The 15,921-nt window shown below is 42.4% G+C and carries 15 protein-coding genes; 10 read left to right on the top strand and 5 right to left on the bottom strand.

Annotation, left to right across the window (positions count from 1 at the left end; all coding sequences use genetic code 11):
- Positions 1-83: 83 nt before the first annotated feature.
- The 3 genes from GSF13_RS15305 to GSF13_RS15295 form a co-directional block, all read right to left on the bottom strand.
- Complete coding sequence (locus GSF13_RS15305; protein ID WP_211866155.1) at positions 84-1,271, bottom strand: hypothetical protein; 1,188 nt, start codon at positions 1,269-1,271, stop codon at positions 84-86.
- Between the two features lie 178 nt (positions 1,272-1,449).
- Positions 1,450-1,896 carry a DUF3010 family protein gene (locus tag GSF13_RS15300; protein ID WP_010604871.1) on the bottom strand — a complete coding sequence of 149 codons (447 nt, stop codon included), beginning with the start codon at positions 1,894-1,896 and terminating at the stop codon, positions 1,450-1,452.
- Between the two features lie 34 nt (positions 1,897-1,930).
- Positions 1,931-2,923 (bottom strand): endonuclease/exonuclease/phosphatase family protein, encoded by a 993-nt coding sequence (locus GSF13_RS15295; RefSeq protein WP_211866153.1) that lies wholly within the window; start codon positions 2,921-2,923, stop codon positions 1,931-1,933.
- A gap of 229 nt (positions 2,924-3,152) precedes the next feature.
- Here GSF13_RS15295 and thrS point away from each other — a divergent pair, with 229 nt between their 5' ends.
- From thrS to rplT, 4 genes are all read left to right on the top strand, one after another.
- The gene (gene thrS / locus GSF13_RS15290) at positions 3,153-5,063 is read left to right on the top strand and encodes a threonine--tRNA ligase (protein WP_211866151.1); all 1,911 of its coding nucleotides are present in this window, start codon (positions 3,153-3,155) and stop codon (positions 5,061-5,063) included.
- Positions 5,064-5,119: 56 nt separating this feature from the next.
- Entirely contained in the window at positions 5,120-5,683 is a 564-nt protein-coding gene (gene infC, locus GSF13_RS15285) for a translation initiation factor IF-3 (RefSeq protein WP_095729294.1), read from the top strand.
- A 181-nt stretch (positions 5,684-5,864) separates the two neighbouring features.
- The gene (gene rpmI / locus GSF13_RS15280; protein ID WP_010604868.1) at positions 5,865-6,065 is read left to right on the top strand and encodes a 50S ribosomal protein L35; all 201 of its coding nucleotides are present in this window, start codon (positions 5,865-5,867) and stop codon (positions 6,063-6,065) included.
- Between the two features lie 15 nt (positions 6,066-6,080).
- Positions 6,081-6,440: a 50S ribosomal protein L20 gene (rplT, locus tag GSF13_RS15275; protein ID WP_010376973.1), complete on the top strand. Its 360-nt coding sequence runs from the start codon at positions 6,081-6,083 to the stop codon at positions 6,438-6,440.
- Between the two features lie 95 nt (positions 6,441-6,535).
- Here the strand turns inward: rplT and GSF13_RS15270 are convergent, their stop codons facing one another.
- A complete protein-coding gene (locus GSF13_RS15270) occupies positions 6,536-7,369 on the bottom strand; it encodes an SDR family oxidoreductase (RefSeq protein WP_211866148.1) in 834 nt (277 codons plus the stop codon).
- A gap of 126 nt (positions 7,370-7,495) precedes the next feature.
- Between GSF13_RS15270 and GSF13_RS15265 the strand changes: the two genes are divergently transcribed.
- From GSF13_RS15265 to GSF13_RS15240, 6 genes are all read left to right on the top strand, one after another.
- Positions 7,496-9,283 (top strand): M14 family metallopeptidase, encoded by a 1,788-nt coding sequence (locus GSF13_RS15265; protein ID WP_211869035.1) that lies wholly within the window; start codon positions 7,496-7,498, stop codon positions 9,281-9,283.
- Positions 9,284-9,285: 2 nt separating this feature from the next.
- Positions 9,286-9,927, top strand: a complete 642-nt coding sequence (locus GSF13_RS15260; protein ID WP_010604865.1) for an MBL fold metallo-hydrolase — start codon at positions 9,286-9,288, stop codon at positions 9,925-9,927.
- A 111-nt stretch (positions 9,928-10,038) separates the two neighbouring features.
- The gene (locus GSF13_RS15255) at positions 10,039-10,497 is read left to right on the top strand and encodes an Lrp/AsnC family transcriptional regulator (protein ID WP_010376979.1); all 459 of its coding nucleotides are present in this window, start codon (positions 10,039-10,041) and stop codon (positions 10,495-10,497) included.
- Between the two features lie 202 nt (positions 10,498-10,699).
- Positions 10,700-12,256 (top strand): SulP family inorganic anion transporter, encoded by a 1,557-nt coding sequence (locus GSF13_RS15250; RefSeq protein ID WP_211866146.1) that lies wholly within the window; start codon positions 10,700-10,702, stop codon positions 12,254-12,256.
- 173 nt (positions 12,257-12,429) lie between these two features.
- Positions 12,430-13,500, top strand: coding sequence for a histidine kinase (locus GSF13_RS15245; RefSeq protein ID WP_010604863.1), 1,071 nt, complete (start codon positions 12,430-12,432; stop codon positions 13,498-13,500).
- Positions 13,500-14,324: a LytTR family DNA-binding domain-containing protein gene (locus GSF13_RS15240; protein ID WP_010376983.1), complete on the top strand. Its 825-nt coding sequence runs from the start codon at positions 13,500-13,502 to the stop codon at positions 14,322-14,324. Before GSF13_RS15245 ends, GSF13_RS15240 begins: the two co-directional genes overlap by 1 nt.
- A 131-nt stretch (positions 14,325-14,455) precedes the next feature.
- Here the strand turns inward: GSF13_RS15240 and pyk are convergent, their stop codons facing one another.
- Entirely contained in the window at positions 14,456-15,889 is a 1,434-nt protein-coding gene (pyk, locus tag GSF13_RS15235; RefSeq protein ID WP_102056869.1) for a pyruvate kinase, read from the bottom strand.
- Positions 15,890-15,921: the final 32 nt, after the last annotated feature.

Raw genomic sequence — 15,921 nt, 5'->3', positions numbered from 1 at the left:
TCCCTAAATTTGTTCAGAAGCTAGTCTACCTTGATAGTATGAAATGCGCGAGTCACAGATTGGTGCTCAATTTGCACGAATGATTATAGTTGTTTTTGGTTGAGTAGTTTTTGTGTAATGAGCTCACCAGTGACAGCATCATAGCTACTCAAAGTCAGTGGCGTAGAATAGTGCTTTAAATAGACCTGATCATGTGGTTTTTCTACTGTAATTTTGTCGATTGGGACGAGCTTATTACCGTCATCGACAAAAAATGACAGCTCTAAATAGCATGGAAAAACCTTTTTACATACACCAAGTGATTGTTGTTGTAGATCAAACGTTGAAGAGAGCCAGCTTGGCCTATTATTGATTTTCGTGGTTTTGGGCCAAGTTACAGAAAGATCAAATCGTTGCGGATCTGAAGAATAGTGCTGAGATTGGCTTGCTACTCGTGCGAGGAGCAAAGGAGTATTGCCACTCACTGATTGAACCTCAGATAAGCGAACCTGATCAACGGTGAGTGGATTAATTTTCAATGTTTGCTTGAGTTCACTTGCCAGTTGGTTTTGCTCATCTAGTTGAGAAAATCCGAGGTGAACGAGTAATTTTGCATCACGATTGTTATCAAATACTTTTTCTTTTAAGTGTTCAGCCGCGGCTTTGGCTCTACCTTGTTGTGAGTCGTGATCGTAACTAATAATCTCGTAGCCAAGTGATTTGGCTTCAAATATCAAGCTAGCGTAAGTCGCTTCCATGGTGTAGATCCCATGCTCATATGTTGTAAAGCCATGTTTATTTATTTGCTGCTCAACGCTTACCTGCGGGGTGAGTGCTTCTAATGCAAGATAGCGATAGCCTTGTTCATATAAAGGCTTCAATAGGGCAATCGTTAGGGCTCGGTGTTTAGCATTATGATACGCTTCGTTTACCATAGTAATATGCGTTTCAGTTGCCTTTTGCTCTATGATTTCTAGCGCAGGAACTAGCCGATAATCGTTTAGCAACATATCTGGATTGATCACCCCAGAGGTGAGTTTTTCTGCTTCAAAATAATTGCCGACAATAGAATGATAAGTTGCTGCATATTGAATGTTTGCTGAGCTGCTATCTAAATGCCCTTTGACTGGAATTTGGCTTTCAAGTGACTGTGTGTTTTCAAACACACGTTTATCTGAGTTAACACCAAAGATTAAGGAAGCAGGGTTAGCGCTTGAATTTGCTAATGCTGTTACGGATATCAGCGAACATGCGCAAAAAATAACGGCTTTTCCATATTGTTGAGGTAACACCTAAATCCACTCCTTGCGGTTTATTACGGTTATATTAATAGCATAAAAGCGCGGAGGGCTGAATCAAATAAAAGCAAATTTTTTACAAGTATTTTATATTTGAATTATTTACAGGGGACATAAATGTGGAAGCAAATAAAAAGGCCAGTAGCTAAGTAACTGCTGGCCCTTGATATGATTATTCTTCTTTGCCGTATGTTTTACGAAGAATATAAACATAGGCATTGATGAAAGCTTGCTCTTGAAACTTTTTCAACCCAGTGTCTTCATAGTCAACAGGAATTGGGTTTCTTTTTAATTGCTCTTTTACTTCAGTGCCAGAAAGTAACTGCACGTCGACACCTGAAATTAACTGGATTGCAGCTTCCATTTTAAAACCAGCCGCACTACCTGCGAATTTGCCTTTGTGTGGGCGTTGACGAATGGCGATAGAATCTACGCCGTAATCTTCTACTAGTTTTGCAAAGTCGAATTGGAACTTGCGCATTTCATCAAGTTCTGTCCCTTGATTACTTAACGTAAAGCGTCGCTGACGAATGTCTCTGATATCAAAAACATCATCTTCTTTCGTTAGCATACAAAGCAGAGCTTCGCTGCCTGAAATTTCAACCCCAAGTGTTCTCATTTTCGTGTCCAGATTATGCAAAAATTGAATTATCTCACAGTGTTATTTCTATTGCTATCGCTGCATGGTCAGAATAGCAAATATCTTCGTCCATACGCTTCGGATCAAGGTGAGCATCGTAACTGTAGTAATGTAACGACTTCACCTTGGGCGTTTCTCGGTTGGGATTGAATTCTTTTGAACAAAGAATGTAATCAAGTACGTTACCTTCACCTTGATAGTAATGACTGGCTGGTTTTTCTTTATGGTTGTTGTCGGCGTAAAGAAAACTGTCGAACAACCCGACACTATCAAAGCCATTACTAGCAAGGACGGGTGGAAAGGCTTGCGTCATAAAAGATAATGCCGGGCTGTCTAACGCATCATTGAAGTCGCCCATCACTAACGTTGCAGCCTGTTTCTCCCTTTGTGTCTTTAATGCATCGTAATAAATGATGGAAGCTTCGAGTGAACGTGAGATCTGCGACTGCATCGTACCAACGGTTTCGTGAAGCAATGTAAGTAGCGGGTCATCTTGATTGGAATCTCCCAGCATGTGGGCCATTGAATGCACGCGTTGAGACTTGAAGTGGACGGCATAACACGCCAGTAACCCGAAGCCTGGAATGTCGAACTTGCATTTTATCGGGGTGCGATTGAATTTAAACTGATGTTGATTATTAAGGTATTCGAGTAATTCGGGGCAGGGCTCTAACGGCGCAAAGGATTTAAATGGTAGTTTTGATGCGATAGCGACCACGGGTTTAAACAGTACCGACGGGTAGACGTGATCAGGACTTGGCGCATCTACAGTGGCAAAGTGGACAAGACCCAAGTCTTCGCACAGCATCTGTAAGCTATCAGGTGAGAAGACCTCTTGAAACACAATGACATCGGGGTTTATATGCTGAATGAGTCCCGTAATAAACTGAGTTTTGGTTTGCCACTGTGTTTCATTATAGTGCTCATGAAGTTGATAAAAAGAATAAGGCGGCGCTGCAAAATTTAGTAGATTAAAGGTTGCAAACCGATATCGCTTTTTGGCCACGAATAATCCCAAAATAGTTTTTGTAAATTAATAGATTAATTTTAGCTCTAGGCTTGCACTTAGCCAAGTAACACGCGAGAATAGTGATTCTTATTCGAAAGTCCTCGGATGAGCCGCGATAATTCGCGCAAGACAATGCTTATTCGTAAAAGCGTTGATAGGCACACTTTAAAATTAATTAAATACATGTGATGCATTGTAGGTGTCACCACTGTAAATAGGATTTATCATGCCAGTTATTACTCTCCCTGACGGCAGTCAGCGTATTTTTGAAAACCCTGTCACTACTCTAGAAGTCGCTCAAGACATCGGTCCTGGCCTTGCGAAAGCAACGATTGCTGGCCGTGTAAATGGCGTTCGTGTTGACGCTTGTGACCTCATCGAAAATGATTCAGCACTTGAAATCATCACCGCAAAAGACGACGACGGTCTTGAAATTATTCGTCACTCGTGTGCGCACTTGATTGGTCACGCTGTAAAACAATTGTTCCCAGAAGCTAAGATGGCGATTGGTCCTACCATCGACAACGGTTTCTATTACGATGTTGACTTAGAGCATTCGCTTACTCAAGAGGACCTTGAAGCGATAGAAAAGCGTATGTTGGAGTTGGCAAAAACCGACTACGACGTAGTAAAGAAAAAGGTGAGCTGGCAAGAAGCGCGCGATGCATTTGCAGCACGCGGTGAAACCTATAAGATGGAAATCCTAGACGAGAATATCGCGAAAGATGACCGCCCAGGTTTATATCACCACGAAGAATATGTTGATATGTGTCGTGGTCCGCACGTACCAAATATGAAGTTCTGTCACCACTTCAAGATTATGAAAGTGGCGGGCGCATACTGGCGCGGCAACTCAGAAAACAAGATGTTACAGCGTATCTACGGTACAGCTTGGGCTGACAAAAAGCAGCTAAAGGCGTATCTTAAGCGTCTAGAAGAAGCTGAGAAGCGTGATCACCGTAAAATTGGTAAAGCACTCGATCTGTGGCATTGGCAAGAAGAAGCGCCAGGCATGGTATTTTGGCACAATGATGGCTGGAGCATTTATCGTGAGCTTGAAGATTTTGTTCGCGAAAAACTACGCGAATATCAGTACGAAGAAGTAAAAGGTCCGTTGATGATGGACCGTGGTTTGTGGGAAAAATCAGGCCACTGGGACAAGTATTCAGATGCCATGTTCACGACTGAGTCAGAGAAACGTGAGTATGCTATTAAGCCGATGAACTGCCCAGGTCACGTGCAGATCTTTAACCAAGGTCTAAAGTCATACCGTGATTTACCATTGCGTATGGCTGAGTTTGGTTGTTGTCACCGTAATGAACCATCTGGTGCACTACATGGTTTGATGCGTGTTCGTGGCTTTACACAAGACGATGCGCACGTATTCTGCACAGAAGAACAGATCATGGACGAAGTATCAGCATGTATCAAAATGGTGTATGATACGTATTCAACTTTTGGCTTCGAAAAGATCGTTGTTAAATTATCGACGCGCCCTGAAAAACGTATCGGTGAAGATGAAATGTGGGACAAAGCAGAAGCTGCACTTGCAGATGCTTTGAAAGCCAATGACATCGAGTTTGAATATTTACCTGGGGAAGGTGCGTTTTACGGACCGAAGATTGAATTCACGCTATATGACTGTTTAGAGCGTGCATGGCAATGTGGTACAGTGCAATTAGACTTTGCACTACCTGGCCGTTTAGGGGCAACATATGTTGCGGAAAATAACGAGCGTAAAACCCCTGTTATGATCCATCGCGCAATTCTAGGCTCACTAGAGCGCTTTATTGGTATCCTAACGGAAGAATACGCTGGTCAATTCCCAACTTGGCTTGCACCAAAGCAAGTTGTGATCATGAATATCACGGACAAACAAGCCGATTATGTCCACGAAGTTGTACAAAAGTTGAATAAACTTGGAATAAGAGCTTGTGCCGACTTGAGAAATGAGAAGATTGGTTTTAAAATCCGCGAGCATACTTTAAAACGTATACCTTATTTACTAGTGGTGGGTGATAAAGAAGTCGAGCAACAAGAAGTTGCAGTAAGAACTCGTACTGGTGAAGATTTAGGTAGATTCTCGGTTGACGATTTCATCGCGAAAGTTAGCGAAGAGATTAAAAATCGACTATAAATATAAACTTGCGTGTACTTTACTTTTTCTGGTGCACGCATTTACTTTTGAATTTTTTGGAGGAACGTACCATTAGAGGCGGCAAAAAAGGGCAAAATAACGCTCAGAAAAATCGTATTAACGAAGAGATTACAGCGAAAGAAGTTCGCTTAATTGACGCTGAAGGCGAGCAAGCTGGCATTGTCTCAACAAGAGACGCACAAAACATGGCGGAAGAAGCCGGTCTAGATCTAGTTGAGATCAGTCCAAACGCTGAACCACCAGTTTGTAAAGTGATGGACTACGGTAAGTTCCTTTTTGAAAAAGCAAAAATCCAAAAAGAACAAAAGAAAAAGCAAAAGCAAATTCAGGTTAAGGAAGTTAAATTCCGTCCTGGTACTGATGTTGGTGATTACCAAGTTAAGCTACGTAGCCTTCGCAAGTTTCTTGAGGGTGGCGACAAAGCTAAAGTCACAATTCGCTTCCGTGGTCGTGAAATGGCGCACCAAGAAATTGGTATCGACCTGTTAAACCGTATCAAGACTGAGTTGGAAGATATCGCATCAGTTGAGTCTTTCCCGAAAAAAGTAGAAGGTCGTCAGATGATAATGATGATGGCGCCTATTGCTAAAAAGTCTTAATCTCGGCATAATACGCATCGAATTTAACGCAGGTCTCAAGTGCTAACGCCACCTGCGTTATCCGGTTTTAAAGTAAGGTATTGATCCTTCACCGGTTTTAGGTAGTAAGCTAGGCCTACAAGTGAGTTTATCTCCGCCTACTTACATTGTGTTAAAGCAATATCATTCGGAGTTATTGCAAATGGCTTATAAGCTAAAATCACACAGAGGTGCTGCTAAGCGCTTCAAAAAGACTGCTTCTGGCGGTTACAAGCGTAAACAGTCGCATCTTCGTCACATTCTGACTAAGAAATCTTCAAAGCGTAAATTACACCTTCGTGCTAAGTCTATGGTTCATAAGAATGACCTAGGCCTAATCGATCGTATGTTACCATTCGCTTAATAGAGGATATCAGAAATGGCAAGAGTTAAACGCGGCGTAGTTGCACGTGCACGTCACAAAAAAGTATTAAAGCAAGCTAAAGGTTACTATGGAGCGCGTTCACGCGTTTACCGCGTAGCTTTCCAAGCGGTAACTAAAGCTGGTCAATATGCTTACCGTGACCGTCGTGCTAAGAAACGTACTTTCCGTCAACTATGGATTGCTCGTATCAACGCAGCTGCACGTCAAAATGGTCTTTCTTACAGCCGTTTCATCAATGGCCTTAAAAAGTCATCGATTGAAATTGATCGTAAGATCTTAGCTGATATCGCAGTATACGACCAAGTAGCTTTCGCAGCACTAGTTGCTAAAGCAAAAGATGGTCTAGCTGCTTAATAAGCGGAACTAGAATTAGTCTTAGGACTAGAACTGGTATTGAAAAGGAGCCTTTGGCTCCTTTTTTAGTTTTATATTCGTTATAAACTCTAACGTTAGCGGTTTTTTATTAAGATTTTATCCAGCATCTTACTGCTCAATATTCGTTTCAAGTATCCCATCAAATAGGTCGGAAACGTGACGTAATATCTTGGCTTTGCAGTCTTAGCACTCAGCGCGTGTTGCAGCACTTTATAAACAGCTTCTGGCCCCAAAGTGAATTTTTGCGGAGCTTCTTCTGAGCTTAAGCGGTTAAGCTGCGCCTGATATGCATTGCGATGTACGCTATTTTCGTGATCGATATTCGCTAAAAAGGCGTGTTTCGCGTTTTCTCTAAATTTAGACACGATTGGACCTGGCTCTATTAGGCTAACTTGAATATTGCTACCTGAAAGCTCCATGCGTAGGGTATCGGTAAGTCCTTCAAGTGCAAATTTGCTCGCGTTATAGGCGCCGCGATATGGCAGTGCGACTAATCCAAGCACGGATGAGTTATGAACAATGCGGCCTGCGCCTTGCTTACGCATTTGCTCAACTGCGAGACAGGTGAGCGTATGCCAGCCAAAAAAATTAACTTCAAATTGTTGCCGTAACACGTCTGTAGGCAGGTCTTCTACCGCACCAGGTTGGCCGTAGGCTCCGTTATTGAATAAGGCGTCTAGCTGACCATTTGCGATTGTCAAAGCTTGGTTAAAGCCATCGTTTATACTTTGCTCACATGCTAAATCTAGCAGAATACATTGAATGTTTGTGCCTTCAAATTTATTCAAGTCTTTTGCATTTCTAACCGAAGCAATAACTTGATATCCTGCTTTTGACAATTGCACAGCGCAGTAATAACCAATCCCGCTAGAACAACCTGTGATTAAAATTGATTTTTGTACGCTCATTTGATCCCTAAAGTTATGGTTATCTGCGATTAACTGCAAATTTTTGTTGAATCACCGCACATTGTAAGCCGATATCTAAAATATTGATATAATTGGCAGATAAAAGCAGAGGAATAGAGAAATATGATGAGTTCCAGCATTATTATGCTTACTGCAATGCTAGGTATGAACGGTCATTTACCACCCTTGATGGAGTGGCAGGGCAAAAGCGAACAACTATTACAACAACAGGGCCCATTAACGACTGATTTTGAACTAAGCGGTGCGATAGATTCTCCTAATTACGCAGATACGATGGCATTTGTTGACCGCCTAGTGGCTGCCAATCCGACCCAATTTAAGCTAGAGACCATTGGGTTTAGCAATAGTAATCGCGCAATTAAGATGATTGTTGCAACGGAGCAGGGCGGTGATAAATCAAATGTTATTAATAATGGTAAGCCAACCATTTTAGTACAAGCTGGTATTCATGCCGGAGAAATTGACGGCAAAGATGCCATGTTTATGTTGCTTCGCGATGTTGCAACAGGTAAGCGCCGTGATATTTTGACGAAAGTGAATTTACTCTTTATCCCTATTCTCAACGTCGATGGGCATGAAAGGCGCAGTGAGTTTAACCGTATAAATCAACGCGGTCCGACTGTTATGGGCTTTAGGACCAATGCCAATAACTTAAATCTGAATCGTGATTACACTAAATTGGACACGCCAGGAGTCAAGGCGGTCATGCAGGTAATTAACGAATACAATCCGGATCTGTACATTGATGTTCATGTAACGGATGGCGCAGACTACCAATACGATGTCACTTATGGTTTTAACCCGACTTTTGCAAGTGAGTCACCGGCAATAGCTGAGGTGTTAGAGAATCAGATTTCGCCACAAATTAATGCCGCGCTTGCTGCTCAAGGACATATTCCTGGTCCACTTGTGTTTGTCATGGATAAACGAGACTTTAAAAAAGGGCTGGCTGGATGGGTGGCAACGCCGCGATTTTCAAATGGTTGGGGAGATTTAAAGGGACTGCCGACTATACTGGTAGAAAATCACTCATTGAAACCCTATAAGCAGCGTGTACTGGGCACCTATGTGTTTATGGATGGCGTTATCAGTGGCCTCTCAAGCAATATTCAGGCATTACGAGAAGCGGTTCAAAAAGAGGCCGAATTCACACCTAAACAATTGGTAGTTGAACGCAGCTATGCAAAAGAGCCCGACTACATTCAATTTAAAGGCATCCAATACAAGCAGTTTGAAAGTGCATTGTCTGGTCATTTGGAAGCTAAGTACGTAGGCGAGCCACAAAACTATGAGAAGCTGCCAATTTATTGGCAGAAGGAAGTAAAAACAGCGGTGAATGTACCTGAGCAGTTTTACATTCCACCCGCATACCCTGAAGTGGTCGAAAAATTAAAACTGCATGGAATAACCGTTTCTACATTACCAGATGGAACGGTAGTGGAAAAAGTAAGTCAAGCTACAGTAAAAGACTACAAGTTCGATACTGCTCCTTTTGAAGGGCGCTTTAGAGTGAATGCGACTTTCGACATTAAGGAGCTCTCAGATAAGGTCGATCTCAGTGGGTGGTATAAAGTGGCAACGGCGCAAAAATCTGGAGAGCTGGTGACTCACTTACTACATCCAGAAGCGCCTGACTCATTTTTTGCTTGGGGGGAGTTCAATACTATCTTCCAACGTACAGAATATGTTGAAAATTATGCACTTGAACCTTTTGCACGAAAAATGCTAAAACAAAATCCAGCTATGGCATTAGCCTTTGATAAAAAAATACGTGAAGACAAGCAGTTTGCAAACGATCCAAAAGCGCGGATGGAGTGGCTTTATGCAAGAACGCCGTTTTATGATAAAGCGTATCTTAAATATCCTGTTTTGATGTCGTTTGGAGCAAACTAACCATGCAAGTGTTTACCATTCCAGTTACACCATTTATGCAAAATTGTCGTGTCATTGTGTGTCCAGAAACACAAGCCGCTGCAATTGTAGACCCAGGTGGTGAAGCGGAAAAAATTATTGCGCAGTTGAACACACAAGGGGTAGCGCCAAGCATGATTTTGCTTACCCACGCGCACCTTGATCATGTGGGAGCAAGTACAGTATTAAGTGAGCATTTTAATATCGAGATTATCGGGCCTCATCAGAGCGACCAATTTTGGCTGGAAGCCTTGCCAATGCAATCACAGATGTTTGGTTTTCCTAATCATGAAGCTTTTTTACCATCTAAGTGGTTAAATGATGGGGATAAGGTTAAAGTGGGGAACCTCGCACTCGAAGTCAGACATTGTCCAGGGCATACTCCGGGGCATGTGGTTTTTTATGAACCAAGCTCAAAACAGGTCTTAGTAGGAGATGTGTTGTTTAAAGGCTCTGTTGGTCGTACTGACTTTCCAAAAGGCGATGCAGCCCAACTAAAACAGTCTATACAAGATAAGCTGTTTACTTTGCCTGATGAGGTCGTGGTGCATTCTGGCCATGGTGAAAATACCTCAATTGGCTTCGAAAAGGCGACAAATCCTTTTATGAGTGGCCGATTTGGTTAGATATAGTGGAAGTGGCATAGTAGTGATGTGCATTTTTTTATTTGCTATGCTTCAGGGAATAACAATCAGCATCGGTTAATAGACTGGTGTGCTAATTAAACTAGAATAGATATGTCATTAAACCAAGTAGATCGCCAGATACTGGCATTGTTACAGCAAGACGCAAGTCTTTCTACCGCTGAAATCGCTGATAAAGTAGGGCTATCTCAGTCACCTTGTTGGCGTCGCATCGCTAAATTAGAGCAAGACGGCTACATCAAAGGCAAAGTTGCATTGCTGGATGAGAAGAAACTCGGATTTGATATGTTGGTTTATGCGCATGTTAGGCTTTCAAACCATGGCCGCAACAACCTTGCCGAGTTTGAAAAATTGATCTTAAGTTATGACGAAGTGACAGAGTGCTACTCTATGGCAGGCACCATGGACTTTATGTTGCGTATCATTTCGAAAGGCATTGAAGGTTATGAGCAATTTGTTCGTGATAACTTACTTAATTTAGAGTTCGTCCAAGAAGTACATTCAAATGTTACAATGACTTGCGTTAAGCGCAGCACTTCCTTACCACTTTAATGCAATTTGTTGCCCTGCTCGTTGGTAGGGCTTCCCGTCATCTTTTCACCATTGTTCTATACTACAATACAGACCGCTTTATTAAGTTATGTATTGCAAGCGAGTTTGTGATACAGGCTTGTATCTTATTTGTTAAAGGCGCTGCTTTTTGCTAAAATCCGCCGCCTTTGTGTTCATAGTCAATTCACACCAGAGGATATTGATGTTTAATCTTATCAGCAAAGCGCCTAGCTCTGCTAAAAACGATGTACTGTCTGGGCTTACGGTCGCTTTGGCACTTGTGCCTGAGGCTGTGGCTTTCGCTTTTGTTGCACAAGTAGACCCATTAGTCGGTTTATATGCAGCATTTATTGTCGGTCTTGTGACTTCAATCTTTGGTGGTAGGCCGGGTATGATCTCGGGTGCAACAGGGGCTCTTGCCGTGGTAATGGTGAGTCTCGTTATTGATCATGGTGTCGAGTATCTTTTTGCAACTGTATTACTCATGGGGCTCTTACAAATACTCGCAGGTATATTTAAACTTGGCAAGTTTATACGTATGGTACCGCACCCTGTGATGCTAGGCTTTGTGAATGGTTTAGCCATCGTTATCTTTCTTGCGCAACTTGGTCAGTTCAAAGTACTTAATAGTGAAGGTGAGCTGACTTGGATGCAAGGGGAAACCCTTTATGTGATGGTGGGCTTGGTAGCATTGACTATGGCCATCATTCACTTTCTACCAAAGCTAACAACTGCAGTTCCGTCTAGCCTAGCGGCAATTTTAGTGGTAACTGGTATTGTTATTGGTTTAGATTTAGACGCTCGTAATGTGCTTGATTATCTGAAAGATATGTCAGGTAACGTAGATGCAACGATTGCCGGTGGTTTTCCTGCTTTCCATATTCCAGAAGTTCCTTGGACATTTGAAACATTTAAAATTATCTTCCCATACGCGCTTATCCTAGCGGCGATTGGTTTGATTGAATCTTTATTAACGCTCACGCTAATCGACGAAATCACCGAAACACGTGGTCACAGTAACCGCGAATGTATCGGCCAAGGTGCGGCTAATGTTACTTGTGGTGTGTTTGGTGCGATGGGTGGCTGTGCGATGATTGGGCAATCAATGATCAATATTAATTCTGGTGGCCGTAGCCGTTTGTCAGGTATCACAGCAGCATTATTACTACTTGTATTTATTCTGTTTGCAGCAAGCCTTATTGAGATGATCCCGCTAGCGGCGTTAGTTGGTGTAATGTTTATGGTGGTATTGGGGACTTTTGAATGGTCAAGTTTTAGATTAATTAGAAAGATCCCTAAATCAGATGCATTTGTAATCGTCTTGGTGTCGGGGGTTACAGTGATTACAGATTTGGCCATCGCAGTTTGCGTTGGTGTCATTGTTTCGGCACTGGTATTTGCGTGGGAGCATGCGAAACATATTTACACCAATAATTATATTGATGAGCAAGGCTCAAAAGTGTACGAATTACACGGACCTCTATTTTTTGGGTCGGTGAAAAACTTTGCAGAGCTGTTTGACGTTAATAATGATCCAAACGACATCATTGTAGAATTTAAACATAGTCGTGTTGCCGATCATAGTGCAATTGAAGCAATAGATACGCTAGCTGAACGTTATAAAAAGGCTGGTAAAACGCTTCATCTTCGCCACTTGAGCCAAGACTGTAAAGTACTGCTAAGTAAGGCTAAAGATCTCGTTGAGCTAGACGGCCAAGCAGATCCTACCTATAAAGTGGCATCTGACAAGCTTGCTTAAGAGCGACAGTTTGAATAGATGAAGATAAATTAACTGGTTAATTTATTTCAAAAAAAGGCACTGAGGTGCCTTTTTTATTTGCGGCAGGGCGTGTAAAAACTGAGACCACCAGCAGTGAATAGAGACGACATGCTGAGATATAATCCAGTTAAGATAGAAGAGGTATAATCATTTTGAAGTGGCAATCACTGGTTGATAACAGGCAGAGATTTTTCTGGGTATTACAAATAGCTGGTTGGCTGGGCTACGCGCTAGTTAACTATATTGGCTCAAAAGTCTTTGAAATGCGGGATATTTATGTATTTGTCATCGCTTTAAATGCCTACGCAGGTTGTTTGATGACCGTACCGCTACGATACCTCTATCGTAAAATTTGGAATGCAACACCGTTGGTGCTGATATTCGTTGTGTTTACGGCGTCATATGTAACTGGAACACTATGGGCGGTCGTTCAGAAGTTTAATCATTGGGAAATTTATCGTCACGGGTATAGACCTGATGAATGGTTTTATTACTTACAGCAGGGACTAGACTCTGTCTATATCATACTCTGTTGGAGTGGGCTGTATTTTGGTATTAAGTATTACCAGTTGTTACAAAGTGAGCGTCAAAAGGCGTTGAAAGCCAATACTATGGCCCATGAAGCGCAATTGAAAATGTTGCGTTATCAACTGAATCCGCATTTTCTATTCAATACCCTTAATGCAATTTCGACGCTTATATTGGTTGAAGAAAATAAAGATGCGAATCAAATGGTCTCAAGGCTCAGTGATTTCTTGCGCCATACATTAAATACAGATCCGATAAAAAAGGTACCGCTTGAGCAAGAGTTACATGCGTTGAGACTGTACTTAGAAATTGAAAAGGTCCGTTTTGATGAGCGCTTATCTATTGAGCTTGATGTGACAGAAGAGGCTGAACAGGCGTTGGTACCTAGCTTGATCCTACAACCACTCATTGAAAACAGCATTAAATACGCAATTGCCCATATGGAGCATGGCGGCAAAATTGAAATAAAAGCGCAGGTGTTTGCCAATGAACTACTCTTGGAAGTAGGAGACAATGGTCCTGGCGCAGAATTGGAAGATGGGCAACTGAAAAGTGCACAGGGAGTGGGTTTAGCGAATACCAAAGACCGTTTAAAAACCTTGTACGAAAACAACTATTCATTTGTGCTCTCGGATAATGAGCCAACTGGTTTGAAGGTAAACATTCGCGTTCCATATGAAAGGGCGAAGAAGTAATGAGCAAAATTAGAACACTAATCGTAGATGATGAACCGTTAGCGAGAAAAGGGCTAGCGGTAAGGTTAAGAGATTTTTCTGAAATTGAAGTTGTAGAATTGTGTGGCAGTGGTCAACAAGCAATCGATCTATGCAAATCTGAGGACATAGATCTGGTCTTTCTCGATATTCAAATGCCGAACATGAATGGCTTTGAAGTAGCGAGAGCGCTGAGTGAAAGTGTTAAACCATTGCCTGCTATCGTATTTGTAACCGCGTTCGACCAATATGCTGTAAAGGCATTTGAGATCCATGCGCTGGATTACATCTTAAAACCCGTTGATGACAACAGATTAAAACAGGCGGTGGAGAAAGTGCAAAGCTATTTAAAAACACAACAAGACAATGCGCATAAGAAAAAGCTAGCCAGCTTTGTTGCAGGGATCACTGGTAATAACTGTGAAGAAATCCTTAAAAAACTTGCAACAGGAGATACAATTGAAGATAAAAAATTCCCAGAGTCGCTCGCAGTAAAAGAGCAGGGTGAAATCATTCGAGTTTCGACATCGTCAATTCAGTGGATTGATGCAGCCGGTGACTATATGTGCTTACACTGTAGCGATGGTCAGACTCATATTTTACGTAAAACAATGAAAGATCTAGAACAAGAGTTAGATCCAACGTTATTTGTGCGCGTACATCGCTCTGCAATTGTTAATACTAAGCAGATTAGTAAACTAGTCACACAAAGCAGTGGCGAGTATTTATTGGTACTTGAGAATGGTCAAGAGCTTAAAGTCAGCCGTAGTTACCGTGACAAAGTAAAGGCCGCACTCGCAAGCTAATAAAAGCGCGAGCTAAAGTGATTTGCGCCGTGTTTAGCCTACGGTGACGTAGTGTATTTTATGTGCTTGTACACTTTAGAGTATTCTAAGGAAAGATGAACTAGGCAGCAAGGCTACCTAGTTCAACGCTTTTACACTGTGACGATTTTCAGCGTGTTACTGGCGCCGATAGTTTCCATCTTATCACCGTGTGTGATGATCACTGTGTCGCCTTTTTCCAATGAGCCAGCAGCAACTAGCGTATCAAGCGCTTCGCGAACAGTTGAATCATCTGAGCATTGCGTCGAGTCAAATCTTACCGGATATACACCACGATAGAGTGATGCCTGCCCAAGTGTTGATTGATGGCGAGACAGTGCGTAAATAGGCAATCCAGAACTGATACGAGACATTAATTTTGCGGTATTACCCGATTCAGTTAGTGCGACAATCGCCTTTACTGAATCTAAATGGTTCGCAGCGTACATTGCCGACAGCGCGATAGTTTCACAGGTATCAGCAAAACGACTGTCTAAACGATGTTTAGAGATATGGATCTGCGGTTGAGATTCAGCACCTAAACACACACGTGCCATTGCCGCGACCGTTTGCTCAGGATAATCACCAGCAGCGGTTTCTGCTGAAAGCATTACCGCATCTGTGCCATCAAGCACTGCGTTTGCAACATCCATAACTTCAGCACGTGTTGGCATTGGGTTGTCAATCATTGACTCCATCATTTGGGTGGCAGTGATCACAGTACGGTTTAGTGAGCGGGCACGGCTGATAATTTGCTTCTGTTTACCAACAAGAGCGGCATCGCCAATTTCTACACCTAAATCACCACGGGCAACCATCACCGCATCAGAAGCCAATACGATATCGTCAATCGCTTCTACGGTTTCAACCGCTTCTGCACGTTCGATTTTTGCAAGTAACTGTGCATTAGAACCTGCTTTCTCCGCCAATCCTCTAACGTAACGCATGTCGTCACCACTGCGAGGGAACGAAACCGCAATATAATCCACACCAATTTCAGCTGCTGTGATCAAATCTTCTTTGTCTTTGTCAGTAAATGCAGGTGCTGTTAAGCCGCCGCCTAAACGGTTGATCCCTTTATTGTTCGACAATACGCCGCCCACTTTAACACTAGTGTGAACCAAGTGACCTTGTACTTCTTCAACAACAAGCTGAATAAGTCCATCGTTTAATAACAGCAAATCACCTTGTTTTACGTCATTCGGTAATTCTTTATAGTCGATACCCACGGCTTCAACGTGACCTTGGCCAGGCTCCATTTTTGCATCGAGCGTGAATTTTACACCCACTTCTAAGAACACTTTGCCTTCTTTAAATGTTGAAACGCGGATTTTAGGACCTTGCAAATCTGCAAGGATCGCTACATTTACACCTAAGCGTTTAGCAATTTCGCGAACGGCTTCGGCTCTATTTTTGTGATCTTGAGCTACACCGTGTGAAAAGTTTAGTCTGACTACGTTGGTGCCGGCACGAATGATTTTTTCTAAGTTGTTATCTCTATCCGTCGCTGGCCCCAGTGTTGCGACGATTTTTGTGCGTCTAAGCATCAGATTCTCCTGTTAGCTTATCAAGGTAAGCA

The organism is Pseudoalteromonas sp. M8 (assembly GCF_018141365.1).
Taxonomy (GTDB): Bacteria; Pseudomonadota; Gammaproteobacteria; order Enterobacterales; family Alteromonadaceae; genus Pseudoalteromonas.
This window is presented reverse-complemented; position numbering and strand designations above follow the sequence as displayed.

What these genes read in the sequence shown, in the direction of transcription:
- GSF13_RS15300 (WP_010604871.1), bottom strand. Translation starts at nt 1,896, where the DNA reads ATGAGAACACTTGGGGTTGAAATTTCAGGCAGCGAAGCTCTGCTTTGT.
- thrS (WP_211866151.1), top strand. Translation starts at nt 3,153, where the DNA reads ATGCCAGTTATTACTCTCCCTGACGGCAGTCAGCGTATTTTTGAAAAC.
- rpmI (WP_010604868.1), top strand. Translation starts at nt 5,865, where the DNA reads ATGGCTTATAAGCTAAAATCACACAGAGGTGCTGCTAAGCGCTTCAAA.
- rplT (WP_010376973.1), top strand. Translation starts at nt 6,081, where the DNA reads ATGGCAAGAGTTAAACGCGGCGTAGTTGCACGTGCACGTCACAAAAAA.
- GSF13_RS15270 (WP_211866148.1), bottom strand. Translation starts at nt 7,369, where the DNA reads ATGAGCGTACAAAAATCAATTTTAATCACAGGTTGTTCTAGCGGGATT.
- GSF13_RS15265 (WP_211869035.1), top strand. Translation starts at nt 7,496, where the DNA reads ATGAGTTCCAGCATTATTATGCTTACTGCAATGCTAGGTATGAACGGT.
- GSF13_RS15260 (WP_010604865.1), top strand. Translation starts at nt 9,286, where the DNA reads ATGCAAGTGTTTACCATTCCAGTTACACCATTTATGCAAAATTGTCGT.
- GSF13_RS15255 (WP_010376979.1), top strand. Translation starts at nt 10,039, where the DNA reads ATGTCATTAAACCAAGTAGATCGCCAGATACTGGCATTGTTACAGCAA.
- GSF13_RS15250 (WP_211866146.1), top strand. Translation starts at nt 10,700, where the DNA reads ATGTTTAATCTTATCAGCAAAGCGCCTAGCTCTGCTAAAAACGATGTA.
- GSF13_RS15240 (WP_010376983.1), top strand. Translation starts at nt 13,500, where the DNA reads ATGAGCAAAATTAGAACACTAATCGTAGATGATGAACCGTTAGCGAGA.
- pyk (WP_102056869.1), bottom strand. Translation starts at nt 15,889, where the DNA reads ATGCTTAGACGCACAAAAATCGTCGCAACACTGGGGCCAGCGACGGAT.